Here is a 17,986-nt window from a genome sequence, read left to right as displayed (position 1 = left end):
GCGGTGCCTGACGGACAGCCCGGAAGACGCTAAGCGGCAGCACTTTCAATCCCCAAACGGATCAAGGCGTTTGTAGCGCATCCCACAGGGCAGACAGGCAACTCTCCTTCGATTCTCCGCCAATTCGGACATAAGAGGGCCCTGGTGACGCATCCGTCACCAGGGCCACGCCACGCGCGCGTGCCGCTACTCGGCCGACACCACCGCGACTTCACCGATCCCGAGGGCCTCGACAGGCTCCTTGATCTGCGCCGCGTCCCCGACGAGAACCGTCACCAGACGGTCCACCGGGAAGGCGTTCACGACCGCCGCGGTGGCCTCCACGGTTCCGGTCGCGGCGAGCTGCTGGTACAGCGTCGCCTGGTAGTCGTCGGGCAGGTGCTGCTCGACCTGGTCGGCCAGGGTGCTCGCCACGGCCGCCGCGGTCTCGTACTTCAGCGGCGCCACACCGACCAGGTTCTGTACGGCGACGTCGCGCTCGGCGTCGGTGAGACCGCCCTCGGCGAGCGTGCGCAGCACCTTCCAGAGGTCGTCGAGCGCCGGGCCGGTGTTCGGGGTGTCGACGGAGCCGCTGATGGCGAGCATCGCGGCGCCGGAGCCGTCCGGGGCGGACCTGAGGACCTGACCGAACGCGCGCACACCGTAGGTGTAGCCCTTCTCCTCGCGCAGGACGCGGTCCAGGCGCGAGGTGAGGGTGCCGCCGAGGCAGTACGTGCCGAGCACCTGGGCGGGCCACACGCGGTCGTGCCGGTCGGCGCCGACGCGGCCGATGAGCAGCTGCGTCTGGACGGCGCCGGGACGGTCGACGATGATCACGCGCCCGGTGTCGTCGGCGGTCACCGGCGGCACGGGGCGGGGTTCGGCCTTGGAGCCGGTCCACGCGCCCAGGGTGTCGCCGAGCAGCGCGTCCAGGTCGATGCCGGTGAGGTCGCCGACGACGACGGCGGTGGCCGTGGCGGGCCGGACATGGCGGTCGTAGAAGGCGCGTACGGCCGCCGCGTCGATCTTCTCGACCGTCTCCTCGGTGCCCTGGCGCGGGCGCGACATGCGCGAGGTCGCCGGGAAGAGCTCCTTGGAGAGCTCCTTGGCGGCACGCCGCGAGGGGTTGGCCAGCTCGTGCGGGATCTCGTCCAGGCGGTTGCGGACCAGCCGCTCGACCTCGCTGTCGGCGAACGCGGGCGCCCTGAGGGCGTCGGCGAGCAGACCGAGCGCCTTGGTGAGACGGGAGGCCGGGACCTCGAGGCTCAGACGTACGCCCGGGTGGTCGGCGTGCGAGTCGAGGGTGGCGCCGCAGCGCTCCAGCTCGGCGGCGAACTCCTCGGCGGAGTGCTTGTCGGTGCCCTCGGAGAAGGCTCGCGCCATGATCGTGGCAACGCCCTCGAAACCGGCCGGCTCGGCCTCCAGGGGCGCGTCCAGGAGCACCTCCACGGCGACGACCTGCTGGCCGGGACGGTGGCAGCGCAGGACGGTCAGGCCGTTGTCGAGCGCGCCACGCTCGGGGGACGGGAACGCCCACGGCTTGGCCTCGCCCGCCCGGGGCTGCGGGTGGAACTGCATCGTGGCGAGCTCGGTCACTTGGCCGCCTCCTCGTTCTGGTCGGTGGCTTGCACCGTGGCTTCGGACTCGGGGTCTTCGGGGAAGTCCTCGTCCTGGGTGTGCTCCGCGGACTCGGGCGAGAGCGGCTCGTAGACGAGCACCGCGCGGTTGTCCGGGCGCAGGCGGGCCTTGGCGACCTCCTGGACCTCCTCGGCCGTCACCTCCAGGACGCGCTGTACGGCGGTGAGGGCGAGCTGCGGGTCGCCGAACAGGACGGCGAACCGGCACAGTTCGTCGGCGCGGCCCGCGACCGTGCCGAGCCGGTCCAGCCACTCGCGCTCCAACTGGGCCTGGGCGCGCTCCATTTCCTCGGCCGTGGGGCCCTCCGCGGCGAACCGGGCGAGCTCCTCGTCGATGGCGGCCTCGATCACCGGCACCTCGACGTCACCGGAGGTCTTCACGTCCAGCCAGCCCAGGGAGGGCGCTCCGGCCAGCCGCAGCAGACCGAACCCGGCCGCGACGGCCGTACGGTCGCGGCGTACCAGCCGGTTGTAGAGGCGGGAGGACTCGCCGCCGCCGAGGACGGTGAGCGCCAGGTCGGCGGCGTCCGCCGCGCGCGTGCCGTCCTCGGGCAGCCGGTAGGCCGCCATCAGGGCGCGCGCCGGGACCTCCTCCTCGATGACCTCGCGCAGCTGCTCGCCGATGATCTCGGGCAGCGAGCCGTCGCGGGGCTCCGGCTTCCCGTCGTGCGAGGCGATGGACCCGAAGTACTTCTCGATCCAGGCGAGCGTCTGCTCCGGGTCGATGTCGCCGACCACCGAGAGGACGGCGTTGTTCGGCGCGTAGTACGTGCGGAAGAACGCGCGCGCGTCCTCCAGGGTCGCCGCGTCCAGGTCGGCCATCGAGCCGATCGGCGTGTGGTGGTACGGGTGGCCCTCCGGGTAGGCGAGGGCGGTCAGCCTCTCGAACGCCGTGCCGTACGGCACGTTGTCGTAGCGCTGCCTGCGCTCGTTCTTGACGACGTCCCGCTGGTTCTCCATGGACTCGTCGTCGAGGGCGGCGAGCAGGGAGCCCATCCGGTCGGCCTCCAGCCAGAGGGCGAGCTCCAACTGGTGGGCGGGCATGGTCTCGAAGTAGTTGGTGCGCTCGAAGCTGGTGGTGCCGTTCAGCGAGCCTCCGGCGCCCTGCACCAGCTCGAAGTGCCCGTTGCCCTTGACCTGCCCGGAGCCCTGGAACATCAGGTGCTCGAAAAGGTGAGCCAGGCCGGTACGTCCCTTGACTTCGTGGCGCGAGCCGACGTCGTACCAGAGGCACACCGCCGCGACCGGGGTCAGGTGATCCTCTGAGAGCACCACGCGCAGGCCGTTGGCCAGGCGGTGCTCGGTCGCTGTCAGGCCCCCGGTGCCTGCCTGGTCTGTGGCCGTGTGACCCATGGGCATGTACGTCCCTTCGCCTCGCGGATGCGGTGGTTCGAACCGCGGTTTTCCTGCCGGTCCTGCCACTGTATGCAAGCGTGCAGATCGTCGGCGAAGTTCCCGGACGACATACGCCCACAGCGGATCGCGTAGCCTTCCGCCACGCCGGGAACCTACTTCGACGCCAGGTCCTCGTCCGCGTTGTCAGTGCCGCGGTCCACAATGGTCGCGTCAGAACCCGTTCACGCTTCAGCGCGAGCAGCCAGAAAAGAGGAGCCGGCAGCGATGGCCCGCCGCAGCACGAAGACCCCGCCGCCCGACGACTCGTTCGAGGAGCGCATCCTCGACATCGACGTCGTCGACGAGATGCAGGGCTCCTTCCTCGAGTACGCGTACTCGGTCATCTACTCCCGAGCCCTGCCCGACGCCCGCGACGGCCTCAAGCCGGTCCACCGCCGCATCGTCTACCAGATGAACGAGATGGGCCTGCGCCCCGACCGCGGCTATGTGAAGTGCGCGCGCGTGGTCGGCGAGGTCATGGGCAAGCTGCACCCGCACGGCGACGCGTCGATCTACGACGCCCTGGTGCGCATGGCCCAGCCCTTCTCCATGCGCGTGCCGCTCGTCGACGGCCACGGCAACTTCGGCTCGCTGGGCAACGACGACCCGCCGGCCGCCATGCGGTACACCGAGTGCCGCCAGGCCCAGGCGACGAGCCTGATGACGGAGTCGATCGACGAGGACACGGTCGACTTCGCGCCCAACTACGACGGCCAGGAGCAGGAGCCGGTCGCCCTGCCCGCGGCCTTCCCGAACCTGCTGGTGAACGGCTCGTCGGGCATCGCGGTCGGCATGGCGACGAACATGCCGCCGCACAACCTCGCCGAGGTCATCGCGGCCGCCCGGCACCTGATCCGCTACCCGGGTGCGGATCTCGACACCCTGATGAAGCACGTCCCCGGCCCGGACCTGCCCACCGGCGGCCGCATCGTCGGCCTCGCCGGCATCCGGGACGCGTACGAGACGGGCCGGGGCACCTTCAAGATCCGTGCCACGGTCGAGATCGAGACCGTCACCGCCCGCCGCAAGGGCCTGGTCGTCACCGAACTGCCCTTCACGGTCGGCCCGGAGAAGGTGATCGCCAAGATCAAGGACCTGGTCGGTTCGAAGAAGATCCAGGGCATCGCCGATGTCAAGGACCTCACCGACCGCGAGCACGGCCTGCGCCTGGTCATCGAGATCAAGAACGGCTTCGTGCCGGAGGCCGTCCTGGAGCAGCTGTACAAGCTGACGCCGATGGAGGAGTCCTTCGGCATCAACAACGTGGCGCTGGTGGACGGCCAGCCGCTCACCCTGGGCCTCAAGGAGCTCCTGGAGGTCTACCTCGACCACCGCTTCGAGGTCGTGCGCCGCCGCAGCGAGTTCCGCCGCACCAAGCGCCGCGACCGGCTGCACCTGGTGGAGGGCCTGCTGACGGCCCTCGTCGACATCGACGAGGTCATCCGGCTGATCCGCTCCAGCGAGAACAGCGCGCAGGCGAAGGAACGCCTGATGGAGCGCTTCTCGCTCTCGGAGATCCAGACCCAGTACATCCTCGACACGCCGCTGCGCCGCCTCACCAAGTACGACCGCATCGAGCTGGAGTCGGAGAAGGAGAAGCTGAACGCGGAGATCGCGGAGCTGACCCGGATCCTGGAGTCGGACGCGGAGCTGCGCAAGCTGGTCTCCTCCGAACTGGCCGCGGTGGCCAAGAAGTTCGGCACCGAGCGGCGTACGGTCCTGCTGGAGGCCTCGGGCGCCCCGGCGGCCGCCGTACCGCTGCAGGTCGCGGACGACCCGTGCCGGGTGCTGCTGTCCTCCACGGGCCTGTTGGCCCGCACCTCGAACGGCGAGCCCTTCCCGGAGGACGCCGACGCCCGGCGCACCAAGCACGACGTGATCGTGTCGGCGGTCCCGGCGACGGCACGCGGCGAGATCGGCGCGGTGACCTCCTCCGGCCGCCTCCTGCGGATCAACGTCGTCGACCTTCCCCAGCTGCCGGAGACGGCGTCGGCGCCGAACCTCTCCGGCGGTGCGCCCCTGTCGGAGTTCCTCTCCCTGGAGGACGACGAGACGGTGGTCTGCCTGACCACGCTGGACGAGTCCTCCCCCGGCCTCGCCCTCGGCACCGAACAGGGCGTCGTCAAGCGAGTGGTCCCCGACTACCCGTCCAACAAGGAGGAGTTGGAGGTCATCACGCTCAAGGACGGCGACCGGATCGTCGGCGCGGTCGAGCTGCGCACCGGTGAGGAGGACCTGGTCTTCATCACGGACGACGCGCAGCTGCTGCGCTACCAGGCCTCGCAGGTCCGCCCTCAGGGCCGTCCGGCAGGCGGTATGGCGGGCATCAAGCTCACCGAGGGCGCGAAGGTCATCTCCTTCACGGCGGTGGACCCGGCGGCGGATGCTGTCGTGTTCACGGTCGCGGGCTCGCGCGGCACGCTCGACGACTCGGTCCAGACGACGGCCAAGCTGACCCCGTTCGACCAGTACCCGCGCAAGGGCCGCGCCACCGGCGGGGTGCGCTGCCAGCGGTTCCTGAAGGGCGAGGACTGCCTGTCCCTGGCCTGGGCGGGCACGGTCCCGGCCAAGGCGGCGCAGAAGAACGGCACCCCGGCCGACCTCCCGGAGCTCGACCCGCGCCGCGACGGCTCGGGCGTGTCCCTGGCGAAGACGGTGGCGGTGGTGGCGGGCCCGGTCTAGGCCGGCGGCTCCACGAGATCCTCCTCCGGATCCTGTACGTAGCGCAGGACGCCCCACATACCGTGCTCGTCGGCGGTGTGCGGGGCGTCGCTGTTGCATGCCTCGAGTTGCTTGCCGAGGGCGGGCGCGTCGATGCCGGAGCCGATGAGGACCAGCTGCGTGAGGCGGGCATCGCCCGGCCCCCAGGGCTCCGGGTAGAACCGGAGGAAGCGCCCCACGGCGTGCACGGCGTAGCGGTTGTGGACGTCGTACGCCCCGAAGTCGACGTACCCCTTGATCCGGTACAGCCCCTCGGGCCTGCTGTCGAGGAACTCCATCAACCGGCGTGGGTCCAGGGGCACTTCGGAGCTGAAGGACAGGCTGTCGTAGGCCGCGTGCAGATGATCGGCGTGGCCGTGCCCGCCGGATTCCCCGTGTTCGCCATGCTCGTGCAGGTCGTCGAAGGACAGCTGGCCGATGCGCTCCTCGCTCGGCCTGCAGTCGAAGAGGAACTCGGGATCGATGCGGCCATAGGTGGCCGGGACGACCGCTGCGCGGTCGACGAGGGAGCGGACGAGCCCGAGGACGCGCTCTGCGTCGGGAACCCGGTCGAGCTTGTTGACGACGACGAGGTCGGCCAGGGCGAGATGCCGGTCCACCTCGGGGTGCTTCACGCGCGTGTCGTCGAACTCGGCGGCGTCGACGACCTCGACGAGGCCGCCGTACACGATCCCCGGTTGCTCACTGGCGAGCACCATGCGCACGAGTTCCTGGGGTTCGGCGAGGCCGCTGGCCTCGATCACGATGACGTCGATACCGGCGGAGGGCCGGGCGAGCCGCTCGAGATAGAGGTCCAGCTCGCTGACGTCCACGGCACAGCACAGGCAGCTGTTTCCGAGCGACACGGTGGAATCACCCAGCGCTCCGGCCACGGCCATGGCGTCGATCTCGATGGCGCCGAAGTCGTTGACGACGGCACCGATACGGCTGCCGCCGCTGCGGTGGAGGAGGTGATTGAGGAGGGTGGTCTTGCCGGAGCCCAGGAATCCGGCAAGTACGACGACCGGGATCTGCCGGAGGCTGTGGCTCGGCTGACTCAACGTGCGACCTCTCTGACACCGACGCGTGCACCGGATCGCGCTCCCGGCGCACGAAGGAGAATTGAATGCCGGACCAGGATACGAGCCGGAATAATCACCGCGAAGTGAACGATTGTTAGCAGCACTTGCGGGGCAGACGTTGGGCAAGGCGCCGGAGCGTGCGACCCTCGCTTCCCTCCGTGCGCCTCCTCTCCGCCTCCCTGCCGATCAGAGCCGCTCGGCACCCTGGGAGACGGCAAGCGCCGCCCACCGCTCGCCGGTCCCCATCAGTCGACCCGCACCCCGACGACCGGCGGACGGCCGCCTGACTCGGGGGTTGACATGGCCACACAGAACACGGATGCCCGGGGGCTGGGTTCTGCCGCCGCCGCAGGGCTCGCCTTCACCGTGGGAGTACTCGTAGCCCTGGCTGCGCAACGACGCCGGTTCGAGGAACTGCGCCAGCGTGTAGCGAAAATGGAGCAGGACGACCGACAGGCCATGCTGACGGAGCAGCAGCGTCTGCAGTTCTACCTCCTGAGCAAAGCGATGGAGGACCCCGACCTGGCCGCTGTGTACAGCAACGTCCAGGTGGATTCCCCCGTCCAGCGCCGCCAGTACCTGTTCGCGAACGCCCTGTACACCAATGCTCTGCTCGCCTACCGAGTTGGCGTGGTCAACTGGGAGGAGTTGCACGGCCACCTCCGGATGATCTGCCGGAACTCCATCTTTCGCGACTACTGGGACGCCCACCGCCCTCATCGCGCAAGCCTCAAATCGGACTCAGACGAGGCAAGGGTGGGCCGAATGGTGGACCGCCTCATCCGCGATTTGGATGAAGCAGACACGGAAGAGTGGTGGGTTGTGGGTGAACCGACCGAAGAGTGACGGAAGTTGACGTGCCGTCAACCAAGACATGCCCATAGTGGGACCCCTGCCAAGATCGATACGGCGGGCCGCTACCCTGTCCCCGCCCCAAGGGCTATCATCCACCCGTTCCAGAGACAGGGATCGCGTTGAAGATCGTGCGCCGCATCGGTGCCTCCCCACGTGAGCGTGGCAGTTTGTCCGGCGATTCATGCCCGGACATCTTCGAACTTAGTGACGGAAACTTCGCCGTCATCGGGACAGAGGCCACCGCGGCGCTCGAGAAAGAACTCCCTCCCGATGCCTCACGTGCGAGCTACGAACGCATTGTGATCGTGAGCCGGGAGACCTTCCTCCGCGCGAAAGCGGACATCCCGGACAGTTAAGAGCTGCGCTCCCACAAGGACTCCGCCGTCGGCCGTTGAGGTGCACTCGGTGACCCCATGGAGGGGCAACCTCCGGAAGACGCATCCTTCAGATCCGTCATTTCACTCCCGTCTGGCGCACCACAACCCCGGCGCCACAGGACGGCTTCGAGCCGAACAGCGCTTACCCCGCAGAGACAGGCTCGCCCACGACATCGTCAGGTCCGGTTCCGGATCGGAACCGGACCTCACGCACACCTCAGACCGCGCCTGGAACTGCCACCGGCGCCCCCGGCCCCACATACCGCGCCACCGGTCGGATGATCTTCGAGTCCTCCGCCTGTTCCAGGATGTTCGCGCTCCAGCCCACCACCCGCGCCGCAGCGAACGTCGGGGTGAACATCTCGCGGGGCAAGCCGCACAGTTCCATGACCACGCCCGCGTAGAACTCGACGTTCGTGTGGAGTTCGCGGCCGGGCTTCAGTTCCGCCAGGATGCTCTCGACGTGACGTTCCACCTCCACGGCGAACTCCACGCGCGGGCCGCCGAAGCTCTGCGCGACCTCGCGGAGCATCCGGGAACGGGGGTCCTCGGTGCGATACACGGGGTGACCGAAGCCCATGATGCGGTCGCCGGCGAGGACGCGTTCACGGATCCAGGGATCGATGCGGTCGGGGGTGCCGATCGCGTCCAGAGTGTCCAGCGCACGGCTGGGCGCACCACCGTGCAGCGGACCGGAGAGTGCCCCCACGGCTCCGACGAGGCACGCGGCCACGTCCGCTCCCGTCGACGCGATGACCCGCCCCGTGAAGGTTGACGCATTGAAGCCATGATCAATGGTTGAGATCAGATATTGCTCGACGGCCCGGGCCCGCTTCGGCTCCGGCACCGAACCCGTCAGCATGTAGAGGTAGTTGGCCGCATAGGAGAGATCGTCCCGAGGCTCCACCGGTTCGAGACCGCGACCCAGCCGGTGCAGCGCCGTGAGCAGCGTCGGCACGGCCGCGGCCGCCACGAGGGTGTCCCGGCGGCGGTCGGCCGCTCCGATGTCGTACACCGGCCGGAACCCCTTCGCCGCCCCGAGCAGCGACAGCGCGGTGCGCATACCGGCGAGCGGACCCGACCGCCCGCTGGCCGCCGCAATGACGGGCAGGGCCGCCCGTACCTCGTCGGGCAGCCGCCGCAGAGCGGCAGTTTCGGAGAGGAACGCCGCACGCTGCGCACCCTCCGGCAGTTCGCCGTGGACCAGGAGATGCCAGACGTCCTCGAAGCCGCGGGTCCGCGCGAGTTCGACGGCCGAGTACTGGCGGTAGTGGTAGAAGCCCTCGCGCCCCCGGACATCCCCGATCTCGGTGTCGGTGACGACGACGCCGGCGAGCCCCCGCGGCACGTCGACGGTGGCGACGGCTGACCTGTTGACGGACATGATTCCTCCCTGGACTTGATTTAACTGTCAATGCTTGACTAACTTCCTGTCAATATTGATTGAATCAATTCTTTGGATCCATGTGTCGCGATACGGATACGGTGACCCCATGCGCGATCAAGACCCCTCCGCCGGTCACGCCGAACGCCGGCTGACCACCAAGGAAGCCGCCGAACTGCTGGGCGTGAAGCCCGAGACCGTGTACGCGTACGTGAGCCGCGGCCAGCTCGGCAGCCGCCGCGTCCCCGGCGGCCGGGGCAGCACCTTCGACGTCAAGGAGGTGGAGGCACTCGCCCGGCGCAACAGACGGGAGAGCAGCGGGAGTTCACCATCGGGCGGCGATCTCTCCGTACGCACGCGCATCACTCTCATCGAAACGGACCGGTACTTCTTCCGCGGCGTCGACGCCACCGAACTGGCCACGCGCCACTCCTACGAAGAGGTCGCCGAGTGGCTGTGGACCGGCCTGCTGCGCCCCGGCATGGTGTTCACCGCACCCGAGGCCTCCGTCGCCCTGGCCCGCCGCGCCGTCGACACGCTGCCCGAACACACCGGACCGACCGACCGGCTGCGGGTTGCGGCGATCGCCGCCGCGGTGGCGGACCCGCTGCGCTTCGACCTCTCCGAGGACGCCGTGCTCGGCACCGCGCGCACGCTCATCCCCACCCTGGTGGCGGCCCTGCCGCCGGCCCGGCGCGGCCACCGTGACGAGGGCCCGCTGGCACACCGCCTGTGGGCGCGGCTGAGCGGAGTCGACCCCGACGAGGCCTCGCTGCGCGTGCTGGACACCGCGCTCGCCCTGCTCGTCGACCACGACCTCGCCGCCTCGACGCTCGCAGTGCGCGTCGCCGCCTCGGCCCGCGCCCACGCCTACGCGGCCGTCTCCGCCGGGCTCGGGGTACTGGAAGGCCCCCTGCACGGAGCGGCCAGCGGCCTCGCCCACCGGCTGCTGCTCGACGTGCTCGACGAGGGCAACGCGGCCCCCGTCATCGCGGAAGAGCTGCGCGCGGGCCGCCGCATCCCGGGGCTCGGCCACCGGCTGTACCCCGGCGAAGACCCACGCGCGCGTGCCCTGTTCGGCCTCCTGGAGGAGATCCCCCGCGCCGCCCCCGCCCTGGCCGCGGCGCGCGACATCGTGGCCACCACCGCCCGCCACACCCCGTTGCATGCCAATGTCGACCTGGCCCTGGCCGTGCTCACCGCGTCCTCGGGCATGCCCTCCACCGCGGGCGAGACGATCTTCGCCGTCGCGCGTACGGCGGGCTGGATCGCCCATGCGCTCGAGGAGTACGGGGAACACCCGCTGCGCATGCGGCCCAGTGGACACTACGTCGGCCCGAAGCCGCCCCAGCCGCTGCCATAGCGCGATCGGCCCCTGCCGGCGCAGGACACGGACGCGACCGGAAGTCACGGAGAGCCAAGTCAGGTTAGGCTCACCTCTGTGAGTACGTGCTCAGCCGTATCCCGGGAGCTCGACGAGCCCCTTTCGGGAACCGCGGCCACCGCGAGGACCTGGCTGCTGCTGGAGCAGCCGGGTCCCTGGGGCGCCAAGGCGCTCACTTCGAGCCATCTCGATCCGGCACTCGGGCGCGCCCTGGAGGCGGCCGCGAAGGGCACGGGCGTACGTATCGCGCTGATCCGCCGCCCGGGACGGCACGCCGACTGCGGCGTTCCCACCACGCGGCAGGTGTACGCGGCCCACACCGCGCCCGGCAACGCATGGCTGCACTCCGCCACGGTCCGCGACCCGCGGGCTCTTCTCGACCTCGACTTCGCCGCGCTCGGCAGGGGCGCGCACCACACCTTCGACTCGGCGCTCGGTGCCCGACCGCACGCCGGTGCTCCGCTCGCCCTCGTCTGCACCAACGGCAAGCGCGACCGCTGCTGCGCGCTCCTCGGCCGCCCGCTCGCGGCCGAGCTCGCCGCCTCCGAGGTGGAGGGCGTCTGGGAGGTCACCCATCTGGGTGGCCATCGCTTCTCGCCCACACTGCTCCTCCTTCCGTACGGATACGCCTACGGCCGCGCCGAAGCCCGCGCCGTCAAGGACGCCCTGCGCAGCGTCCAGGAGGGACGGATCGTCGTGGAGGGCTGCCGCGGGCGCTCCGCCTGGGAGCGACCCGGTCAGGCGGCCGAGCTGGCCGTGCGTACCGCCGCGCGCGAGTACGCCGCGGATGCCCTGAGCGTCGTACGAACGGACGGGGCCGCGCCGCGCTGGCAGGTGACCGTCGCCCACGCGGACGGACGCCGCTGGCGCGTCGAGGTCGCCCAGGGCGCATCCCTGCCGCCCCGCCCGGAGAGCTGCGGGACGTCGATTCTCGGTGCACCTGCGCGGATGGAGGTCTTGGCGGTGCACGAGCTGAGCATGACCGCGCTCGCGAGTTGAGCGGGCCGGTCAACGCGTCGGCCGCTTGGCTCAACATTGATCAAGAGATGCATGCCACACCCCCTACGGCAGCTCCGGCACGTCCACGTACCGTCGTGGGTATGAGCCCCACTCCCCCCGCACGCCGCCTGCGCCTCGGTCTGCCGAAGCGGGTGTTCTCGCAGGTGCTGCTGATGCAGCTGGCGATCGCCGCGGGAGTCGCGGTGCTCGCGACCGGACTGTTCCTGGCTCCGCTGAGCAAGCAGCTCGACGAGGAGGCGATGCGCCAGGCGCTGGCCATCGCCGAGACCACGGCGCAGAACCCGCAAATCGCCGAAGGAGTGCTGCACACCCCGCCCACCAGCGACGGCCCGGTGCAGAAGGAAGCCGAGCGAATCCGGCGAGCCACCCATGCCGAGTACATCGTGGTACTGGACCGGAACTGGGTGCGCTGGTCGCACCCGACAAAGTCGGAGATAGGCGACATTGTCTCCACGAGCCCCGAAGGCGCCCTGTCCGGCAAGGAGGTCATGGAGATCGACAAGGGCACCCTGGGCCGCTCGGCCCGCGGCAAAGTGCCCTTGCGGGACACCCACGGCAAGATCATCGGGGCGGTCTCGGTCGGCATCAAGTACGACAGCGTGCGGGCCGACCTCATCGGCGCGATCCCAGGACTGCTCGCCTACGCAGGCGGCGCGCTGGCCGTCGGTGCGCTGGCCGCCTGGCTGATCTCACGCCGGGTCCAGCGGCAGACCCGCGACCTGGCCTTCTCGGACATCTCGGCGCTGCTCGCGGAGCGCGAGGCGATGCTGCACGGCATCAGGGAGGGCGTCGTCGCCCTGGACCGGGCCGGTCGGATACGCCTCCTGAACGACGAGGCACACCGGCTGCTGAGCATCGATGCGGAGGTCATCGGCCGGTCCCCCGACGAGGCGCTCGGCGAAGGACGTACGGCCGACATCCTGGCCGGCCGGGTGACGGGCACCGACCTGCTCACCGTGCGCGGCCAGCGCGTCCTGGTCGCCAACCGCATGCCCACCGACGACGGCGGCGCCGTGGCCACCCTGCGCGACCGCACCGAACTGGAGCAGCTCGGCCGGGAACTCGACTCGACACGGGGCCTGATCGACGCCCTGCGCGCCCAGGACCACGAGCACGCCAACCGTATGCACACGCTCCTGGGCCTTCTCGAACTGGAGATGTACGACGATGCCGTGGAGTTCGTCGGAGAGGTGGTCGGTGACCACCGGGTCACTGCCGAACAGGTCACCGAGAAGATCCAGGACCCACTGATCGCCGCTCTGCTGGTCGGCAAGGCGACCGTCGCGGCCGAGCGAGGTGTCGCCCTGTGGGTCTCGGACCGGACGCGGCTCCCGGACCGGTTGATCGACCCCCGAGGGCTCGTCACGATCGTCGGGAACCTGGTGGACAACGCGCTCGACGCGGTCGCGGGCACCCACCACGCGCGCGTGGAGGTCGAGTTGCGCACCGAAGGGCGTACCGCAGTCCTCAGGGTGCGCGACACCGGGCCCGGAATCCCGGCGGAACAACACGAGTTGATCTTCACTGACGGGTGGTCCACGAAGGAACCTCCCGCACACCGCAAGCGCGGCATCGGCCTGTCCATGGTGCGCAGGCTCGCGGAGCGGCAGGGCGGCAGCGCGACGGTGGGCGAAGCGGACGGTGGCGGCGCGGAGTTCACCGTCGTCCTGCCGGAAGCACTGACCGAGCCCGCACCGGAGCCGGCCCTCACCGCAACCGTGGACACGACCGTCAAGGAGGAGTCGCGATGATCGAGGTCCTGGTCGTGGACGACGACACCAGGGTCGCCCAGGTCAACGCCGCCTACGTCGAGAAGGTGCCGGGCTTCCACGTCGCCGGCGAGGCGCACAGCGCCGCCGAGGCGCTCCGTCAGCTGGAGACGCTGCCCCGCCTCGACCTGGTGCTCATGGACCACTACCTGCCCGACGACACGGGTCTCGCGGTCGTCCAGGAGATGCGCCGACGCGGCCACCAGACAGATGTGATCATGGTGACGGCGGCCCGTGACGTGTCGACCGTGCAGGCCGCGATGCGGCACGGCGCGCTGCAGTACCTGGTCAAGCCGTTCGCCTTCGCGGGCCTGCGCGCCAAGCTGGAGGCGTACGCGGAGCTGCGCCGCACGCTCGACGGCGGCGGCGAGGCGGAGCAGGCCGAGGTGGACCGCATCTTCGGTGCCCTGTCGGCCTCTTCGGAGCCGGGGCTGCCCAAGGGCCACTCCCCCACCACCGCGGAACTCGTACGCCAGTCCCTGATGAGCGCCGAAGGGCCGCTGTCGGCCCAGGAGATCGCCGACCGCACGGGAGTGAGCCGCCAGACCGCCCAGCGTTATCTGAAGCTCCTGGAGCGCACGGGACGGGCCCGGCTCACCCTGAAATACGGCGACGCGGGCCGCCCTGAACACCGTTACGTGTGGGCGACCCGCGCCTGAGGGCACGGCCGGTAGGGGCGGGGGAAGGGGCCGTGCCCCTTCCCTACATACGGATTCAGCCCGCGGCCTTCTCCACGAACTCGGTGGTGAACGTCTTGCTGAGATCCACCTCGGCGTTCTTGACGTTGGGGTTGAACGCCTTGAGGACCTTCTCGACGGTCTCGGGGCCGTCCTTGGGCATGACGCCGTCCTTGGTGAACATCGGCAGCGTGCTCTCGATGGCCGCCGCGTAAAGAATCTTGTTGCCCTGCGAGTAGTCGGCGGGCATCTTGTCGGCGATCTGTGTCGCGCTGTGGGTGGACATCCACTTGAGCGTCTTGACGAATGCATTGGCCAACTTCTGGACGGTGTCCTTGTGACTGTTGACCCAGTCCGTCTGCATGTACAGGCTTGACGACGGGTACGGGCCGCCGAGCGCCTCCTGGGAACCCTCCGGCGTCCGCATGTCGAGGAGGACCTTGCCCGCCTTCTTGTCGAGGATGGTGGCGACGGTCGGGTCGGTCGTCATGCCGCCGTCGATGGCACCCTTCTGGAGCGCCGAGATGAAGGTCGGTCCCGCGCCGACGGCGACCGGCGTGAACTCGCTGACGTCCACCCCGTTCTTGACGGCGAGGTACTTGGTGAGGAAGTCGGTCGACGAGCCGAGACCGGTGATGCCGAGCTTCTTGCCCTTGAAGTCCTTGGGCGACTTGATGTCTCCCGCCGCCTTGCTGGAGACGATCTCCACTTCTCCGGGCGCGTGCGAGAACTGCACCACGGACTCCACCGACTTGCCCTTGGTCTGCAGGTCGAGGGTGTGGTCGTAGAAGCCGACGGCCCCCTGGACCTGGCCGGAGACGAGCGCGGTCTCGGCCTGGACACCGGCGGGCTCGCTCAGCATCTCCACGTCGAGGCCCTCCGCGTCGAAGTAGCCGAGCCGCTGGGTGAGCATCGCGGGCAGGTAGATGACCTTGTCGAGACCACCGACCATGATCTTGACCTTCGTGCCCTTGCCGTCGCCCTTGCTGGAGGCGGTCCCGGCCACGTCATTGGCACAGGCGGTGAGGGAGGACAGGGCGAGCAGGCCGGCGGCGGCCAGGGCGGAGTATCTGGCGGTCTTGCGCATGAGGGTTCACGTCCTTGTGAGAGGGCTGTGCGGGAAAGACGGGGGGCGGCTCGTGAGGGCGTTCAGCTGTCGGAACCCGACGGCTTCCACCGGAAGATGCGGCGCTCGGCGAAGGTCAGCAGTCCCTCGGCGGCGAGTGCGACGACGGCGAGGATGACCATCGCCGCGTACACACCGGCCGTGTTGAAGGTCCCCTGCGACTGCGAGATGAGCATGCCGACGCCCTTGGTCGCCCCGAGGTACTCGCCGACGATGGCGCCGATGAGGGCGAAGCCGAAGCTGACATGGAGACTGGTGAAGATCCACGAGGTGGCGGAGGGGATGACCACCTGGAGCGTCACCCGCCGATTGCTTGCCCCGAGGATCCGGGCGTTGGCCACGAGGTTGCGGTCGACCTCCCGGGCGCCCTGGAAGGCGTTGAAGAAGACCGGGAAGAAGACCAGCACGACCGCCGACGCGACCTTGGAGGCGGGGCCGAGCCCGAACCAGATCATGAAGATCGGGGCAAGGACGATCCTGGGTATCGAGTTGAGCACCTTGATGTATGGACCAAGGACATCGGCGAGAAAGGTGATCCGCCCCAGGGTGATGCCGAACACGACACCGGCAATCACACCGAGGACCCAGCCGAGCAGCGCCTCGTACAGCGTGTACCAGATCTGCTCCCCCAGGGGCCCTTGCGCCGTCCCGTGCATCACCCACGTGTAGATCTGGTCCCAGATCTTCGAAGGCATCGAAAAGTTGAACGGGTCGATGGCCTTGGTCCGGGCAAGCAGCTCCCACACGCCCAGGACTGCGACCAGGAGCAGTAGGCGGGTGGCCATGACGACGATCTTGCGTCTACGGGCGGCACGCGCGCGTGACTGCGCGCGGTCCGTCTTGTTACCGGGCTCGGTCATGGTCAGCGCGACCTGTGCTTCGGGCATGACGTCAGGCGACATGGGCGGCACCCCTCTCACGGGTGATGCGGACCTCTTCGCCCAGGGACTCCCAGATCTCGCGGTAGATCTCGATGAACCGCGGCTCCAGGCGCACGGACTCGACCTTGCGCGGCCGCGGCAGGTCGATGTCGAAGACCTGCTTCACGGTGGCCGGGCCGGCCGTCATCACCACGACCTTGTCGGCCAGCGCGATCGACTCCTCCAAGTCGTGTGTGACGAACACCACCGAGGCGCCCGTGCCCTCCCACAGTTCCAGCAGTTCGTCCGACATCAAGGCCCTGGTCTGTACGTCGAGCGCCGAGAAGGGCTCGTCCATCAGCAGGATCTCGGGGTCGTTGACGAAGGTCGCGGCGAGCGCGACGCGCTTGCGCTGGCCGCCGGAGAGCTGGTGCGGGTAGCGGTCCTCGAAGGCGGCGAGCCCCACCCGGGCCAGCCACTCACGCGCCTTCTCCTTCGCCTCCGACTTGGGCACACCACGAAAACGAGGACCCGCCATGACGTTCGACAGCACGGTGCGCCAGGGGAAGGTGGCGTCCTGCTGGAAGACGAAACCCACCTTGTCACCGACGCCGCGAACCGGCTCCCCGGCAACCAGAACCTCGCCCTCGGTGGGCTCCTCCAACCCGCTGACCAGGGTCAACGTGGTCGACTTACCGCACCCCGTGGGCCCGACGACCGCCACGAACTCGCCACGCCCGACCGTGAGGTCCAGTTCCCTGACGGCCGTGTGCAGACCCCCCGACGGGGTCCTGAAGATCTTGCTCGCGCCCCGTAGCTGGATGGCGGGGCTGATGTCTGCGCTCATGGCCGGGGACGGTAGATGTGGCCCGGGCCACAGCAGCAGCCTTGTGAGCGCATGCCGTTCTTTTGCTTGCAACAGCCTGTTGTGCTCGTTTTGCGCGCGCTACAACAGCGGAGCCGAAACACGGGCTTAACGCTCGTCAGGCCTGGACAGAAAGAGGCCCGATGATTGACGTCCTGGTCGTGGACGACGACTTCCGCGTTGCCGAGATCAACGCCAAGTACGTGGGAAAGGTTCCCGGCTTCCGGGTCACCGCCCGCGCACACAGCGCTGCCCAGGCGCTGGCCAGCGTGCAGCGCGGGACCATCGACCTGGTCCTGCTCGACCACTACCTGCCCGACCAGACGGGCCTCGAACTCGTCCACCGGATGCGGGAACAGGGCCTCGGCACGGACGTCATCATGATCACCGCGGCCGGCGACGTGGCGACCGTGCAGGCCGCGATGCGCCTCGGCGCGCTGCACTATCTGGTCAAGCCGTTCACCTTCGCCGCCCTGCGCACCCGCCTCGACTCGTACGCCGCGCTGCGCCGCACCGTCGACCGTGTCGGCGGCCGCGGCATCGCAGGCCAGGAGCAGGTGGACCGGATCTTCGGCGCCCTGCGCACCACGCCGGCGCCGTCGTCACCAGGCCTGCCCAGCGGCCACTCCGAACCGACGACCGACCTGATCTGCCGGGTCCTGCACCACGCCGAACACCCGCTCTCGGCCCACGAGGTGGCCGCGGAGACCGGCCTGAGCCGCTCCACCGCCCAGCGCTACCTCCGCCACCTCGAACAGGCCGGCCGCCTCCGCCTCTCCCTCAAGTACGGCGACACGGGGCGCCCGGAACACCGGTACGCGTGGGTGACGCCGTAGCCCGAAGTCCGCACCGTGCGCCGTACGACGGTTCGGGAGG

General features: G+C 69.6%; 15 protein-coding genes. 8 read left to right on the top strand and 7 right to left on the bottom strand.

From position 1 onward, the window contains the following. Positions 1-186: 186 nt before the first annotated feature. A complete protein-coding gene (locus tag ACFY1U_RS43665; protein ID WP_390699651.1) occupies positions 187-1,575 on the bottom strand; it encodes a M16 family metallopeptidase in 1,389 nt (462 codons plus the stop codon). Beyond that, positions 1,572-2,969 carry a M16 family metallopeptidase gene (locus tag ACFY1U_RS43660; RefSeq protein ID WP_390699650.1) on the bottom strand — a complete coding sequence of 466 codons (1,398 nt, stop codon included), beginning with the start codon at positions 2,967-2,969 and terminating at the stop codon, positions 1,572-1,574. Before ACFY1U_RS43660 ends, ACFY1U_RS43665 begins: the two co-directional genes overlap by 4 nt. A gap of 267 nt (positions 2,970-3,236) precedes the next feature. Here ACFY1U_RS43660 and ACFY1U_RS43655 point away from each other — a divergent pair, with 267 nt between their 5' ends. Continuing rightward, the gene (locus tag ACFY1U_RS43655; protein ID WP_390699649.1) at positions 3,237-5,693 is read left to right on the top strand and encodes a DNA topoisomerase (ATP-hydrolyzing) subunit A; all 2,457 of its coding nucleotides are present in this window, start codon (positions 3,237-3,239) and stop codon (positions 5,691-5,693) included. Here ACFY1U_RS43655 and ACFY1U_RS43650 read toward each other — a convergent pair. Further along, on the bottom strand, positions 5,690-6,772 hold the full coding sequence (locus tag ACFY1U_RS43650) for a CobW family GTP-binding protein (protein WP_390699648.1): 1,083 nt from the start codon (positions 6,770-6,772) through the stop codon (positions 5,690-5,692). The genes ACFY1U_RS43655 and ACFY1U_RS43650 overlap by 4 nt on opposite strands. Before the next feature lie 321 nt (positions 6,773-7,093). Between ACFY1U_RS43650 and ACFY1U_RS43645 the strand changes: the two genes are divergently transcribed. Next, positions 7,094-7,639: a DUF6082 family protein gene (locus ACFY1U_RS43645; RefSeq protein WP_390699647.1), complete on the top strand. Its 546-nt coding sequence runs from the start codon at positions 7,094-7,096 to the stop codon at positions 7,637-7,639. A gap of 128 nt (positions 7,640-7,767) precedes the next feature. Next, positions 7,768-8,004, top strand: a complete 237-nt coding sequence (locus tag ACFY1U_RS43640; RefSeq protein ID WP_390699646.1) for a hypothetical protein — start codon at positions 7,768-7,770, stop codon at positions 8,002-8,004. Positions 8,005-8,242: 238 nt separating this feature from the next. Here ACFY1U_RS43640 and ACFY1U_RS43635 read toward each other — a convergent pair whose 3' ends face one another. Then, entirely contained in the window at positions 8,243-9,409 is a 1,167-nt protein-coding gene (locus ACFY1U_RS43635) for a citrate synthase/methylcitrate synthase (RefSeq protein WP_390699645.1), read from the bottom strand. Between the two features lie 109 nt (positions 9,410-9,518). Between ACFY1U_RS43635 and ACFY1U_RS43630 the strand changes: the two genes are divergently transcribed. From ACFY1U_RS43630 to ACFY1U_RS43615, 4 genes are all read left to right on the top strand, one after another. Continuing rightward, a complete protein-coding gene (locus tag ACFY1U_RS43630; RefSeq protein WP_390699644.1) occupies positions 9,519-10,772 on the top strand; it encodes a citrate synthase in 1,254 nt (417 codons plus the stop codon). 78 nt (positions 10,773-10,850) lie between these two features. After that, complete coding sequence (locus ACFY1U_RS43625; RefSeq protein ID WP_390699643.1) at positions 10,851-11,792, top strand: sucrase ferredoxin; 942 nt, start codon at positions 10,851-10,853, stop codon at positions 11,790-11,792. A 101-nt stretch (positions 11,793-11,893) separates the two neighbouring features. After that, positions 11,894-13,564, top strand: coding sequence for an ATP-binding protein (locus ACFY1U_RS43620; protein ID WP_390699642.1), 1,671 nt, complete (start codon positions 11,894-11,896; stop codon positions 13,562-13,564). Then, positions 13,561-14,241 carry a response regulator gene (locus ACFY1U_RS43615; RefSeq protein WP_266961505.1) on the top strand — a complete coding sequence of 227 codons (681 nt, stop codon included), beginning with the start codon at positions 13,561-13,563 and terminating at the stop codon, positions 14,239-14,241. The genes ACFY1U_RS43620 and ACFY1U_RS43615 overlap by 4 nt, the downstream gene beginning before the upstream one ends. A gap of 55 nt (positions 14,242-14,296) precedes the next feature. On the opposite strand, the gene ACFY1U_RS43610 is transcribed toward ACFY1U_RS43615, so the two are convergent. The 3 genes from ACFY1U_RS43610 to ACFY1U_RS43600 form a co-directional block, all read right to left on the bottom strand. Next, entirely contained in the window at positions 14,297-15,346 is a 1,050-nt protein-coding gene (locus tag ACFY1U_RS43610) for an ABC transporter substrate-binding protein (protein WP_390699641.1), read from the bottom strand. A 62-nt stretch (positions 15,347-15,408) separates the two neighbouring features. Beyond that, positions 15,409-16,272 (bottom strand): ABC transporter permease, encoded by an 864-nt coding sequence (locus ACFY1U_RS43605; RefSeq protein ID WP_390699640.1) that lies wholly within the window; start codon positions 16,270-16,272, stop codon positions 15,409-15,411. 4 nt (positions 16,273-16,276) lie between these two features. Then, positions 16,277-17,092 (bottom strand): ABC transporter ATP-binding protein, encoded by an 816-nt coding sequence (locus ACFY1U_RS43600; protein ID WP_390699639.1) that lies wholly within the window; start codon positions 17,090-17,092, stop codon positions 16,277-16,279. 161 nt (positions 17,093-17,253) lie between these two features. On the opposite strand from ACFY1U_RS43600, the gene ACFY1U_RS43595 reads away from it, so the two are divergent. Beyond that, the gene (locus ACFY1U_RS43595) at positions 17,254-17,946 is read left to right on the top strand and encodes a response regulator (protein WP_390699638.1); all 693 of its coding nucleotides are present in this window, start codon (positions 17,254-17,256) and stop codon (positions 17,944-17,946) included. Positions 17,947-17,986: the final 40 nt, after the last annotated feature.

The organism is Streptomyces sp. NPDC001351, assembly GCF_042896045.1.
Taxonomy (GTDB): Bacteria; Actinomycetota; Actinomycetes; order Streptomycetales; family Streptomycetaceae; genus Streptomyces.
Note: the sequence above shows the minus strand (reverse complement) of the source record. Positions and strands in the feature narration are given on the sequence as shown.

Coding starts and splice junctions, on each gene's coding strand:
- ACFY1U_RS43610 (WP_390699641.1), bottom strand. CDS start 15,346: ATGCGCAAGACCGCCAGATACTCCGCCCTGGCCGCCGCCGGCCTGCTC.
- ACFY1U_RS43595 (WP_390699638.1), top strand. CDS start 17,254: ATGATTGACGTCCTGGTCGTGGACGACGACTTCCGCGTTGCCGAGATC.
- ACFY1U_RS43635 (WP_390699645.1), bottom strand. CDS start 9,409: ATGTCCGTCAACAGGTCAGCCGTCGCCACCGTCGACGTGCCGCGGGGG.
- ACFY1U_RS43620 (WP_390699642.1), top strand. CDS start 11,894: ATGAGCCCCACTCCCCCCGCACGCCGCCTGCGCCTCGGTCTGCCGAAG.
- ACFY1U_RS43660 (WP_390699650.1), bottom strand. CDS start 2,969: ATGGGTCACACGGCCACAGACCAGGCAGGCACCGGGGGCCTGACAGCG.
- ACFY1U_RS43645 (WP_390699647.1), top strand. CDS start 7,094: ATGGCCACACAGAACACGGATGCCCGGGGGCTGGGTTCTGCCGCCGCC.
- ACFY1U_RS43655 (WP_390699649.1), top strand. CDS start 3,237: ATGGCCCGCCGCAGCACGAAGACCCCGCCGCCCGACGACTCGTTCGAG.
- ACFY1U_RS43615 (WP_266961505.1), top strand. CDS start 13,561: ATGATCGAGGTCCTGGTCGTGGACGACGACACCAGGGTCGCCCAGGTC.
- ACFY1U_RS43605 (WP_390699640.1), bottom strand. CDS start 16,272: ATGCCCGAAGCACAGGTCGCGCTGACCATGACCGAGCCCGGTAACAAG.
- ACFY1U_RS43630 (WP_390699644.1), top strand. CDS start 9,519: ATGCGCGATCAAGACCCCTCCGCCGGTCACGCCGAACGCCGGCTGACC.
- ACFY1U_RS43600 (WP_390699639.1), bottom strand. CDS start 17,092: ATGAGCGCAGACATCAGCCCCGCCATCCAGCTACGGGGCGCGAGCAAG.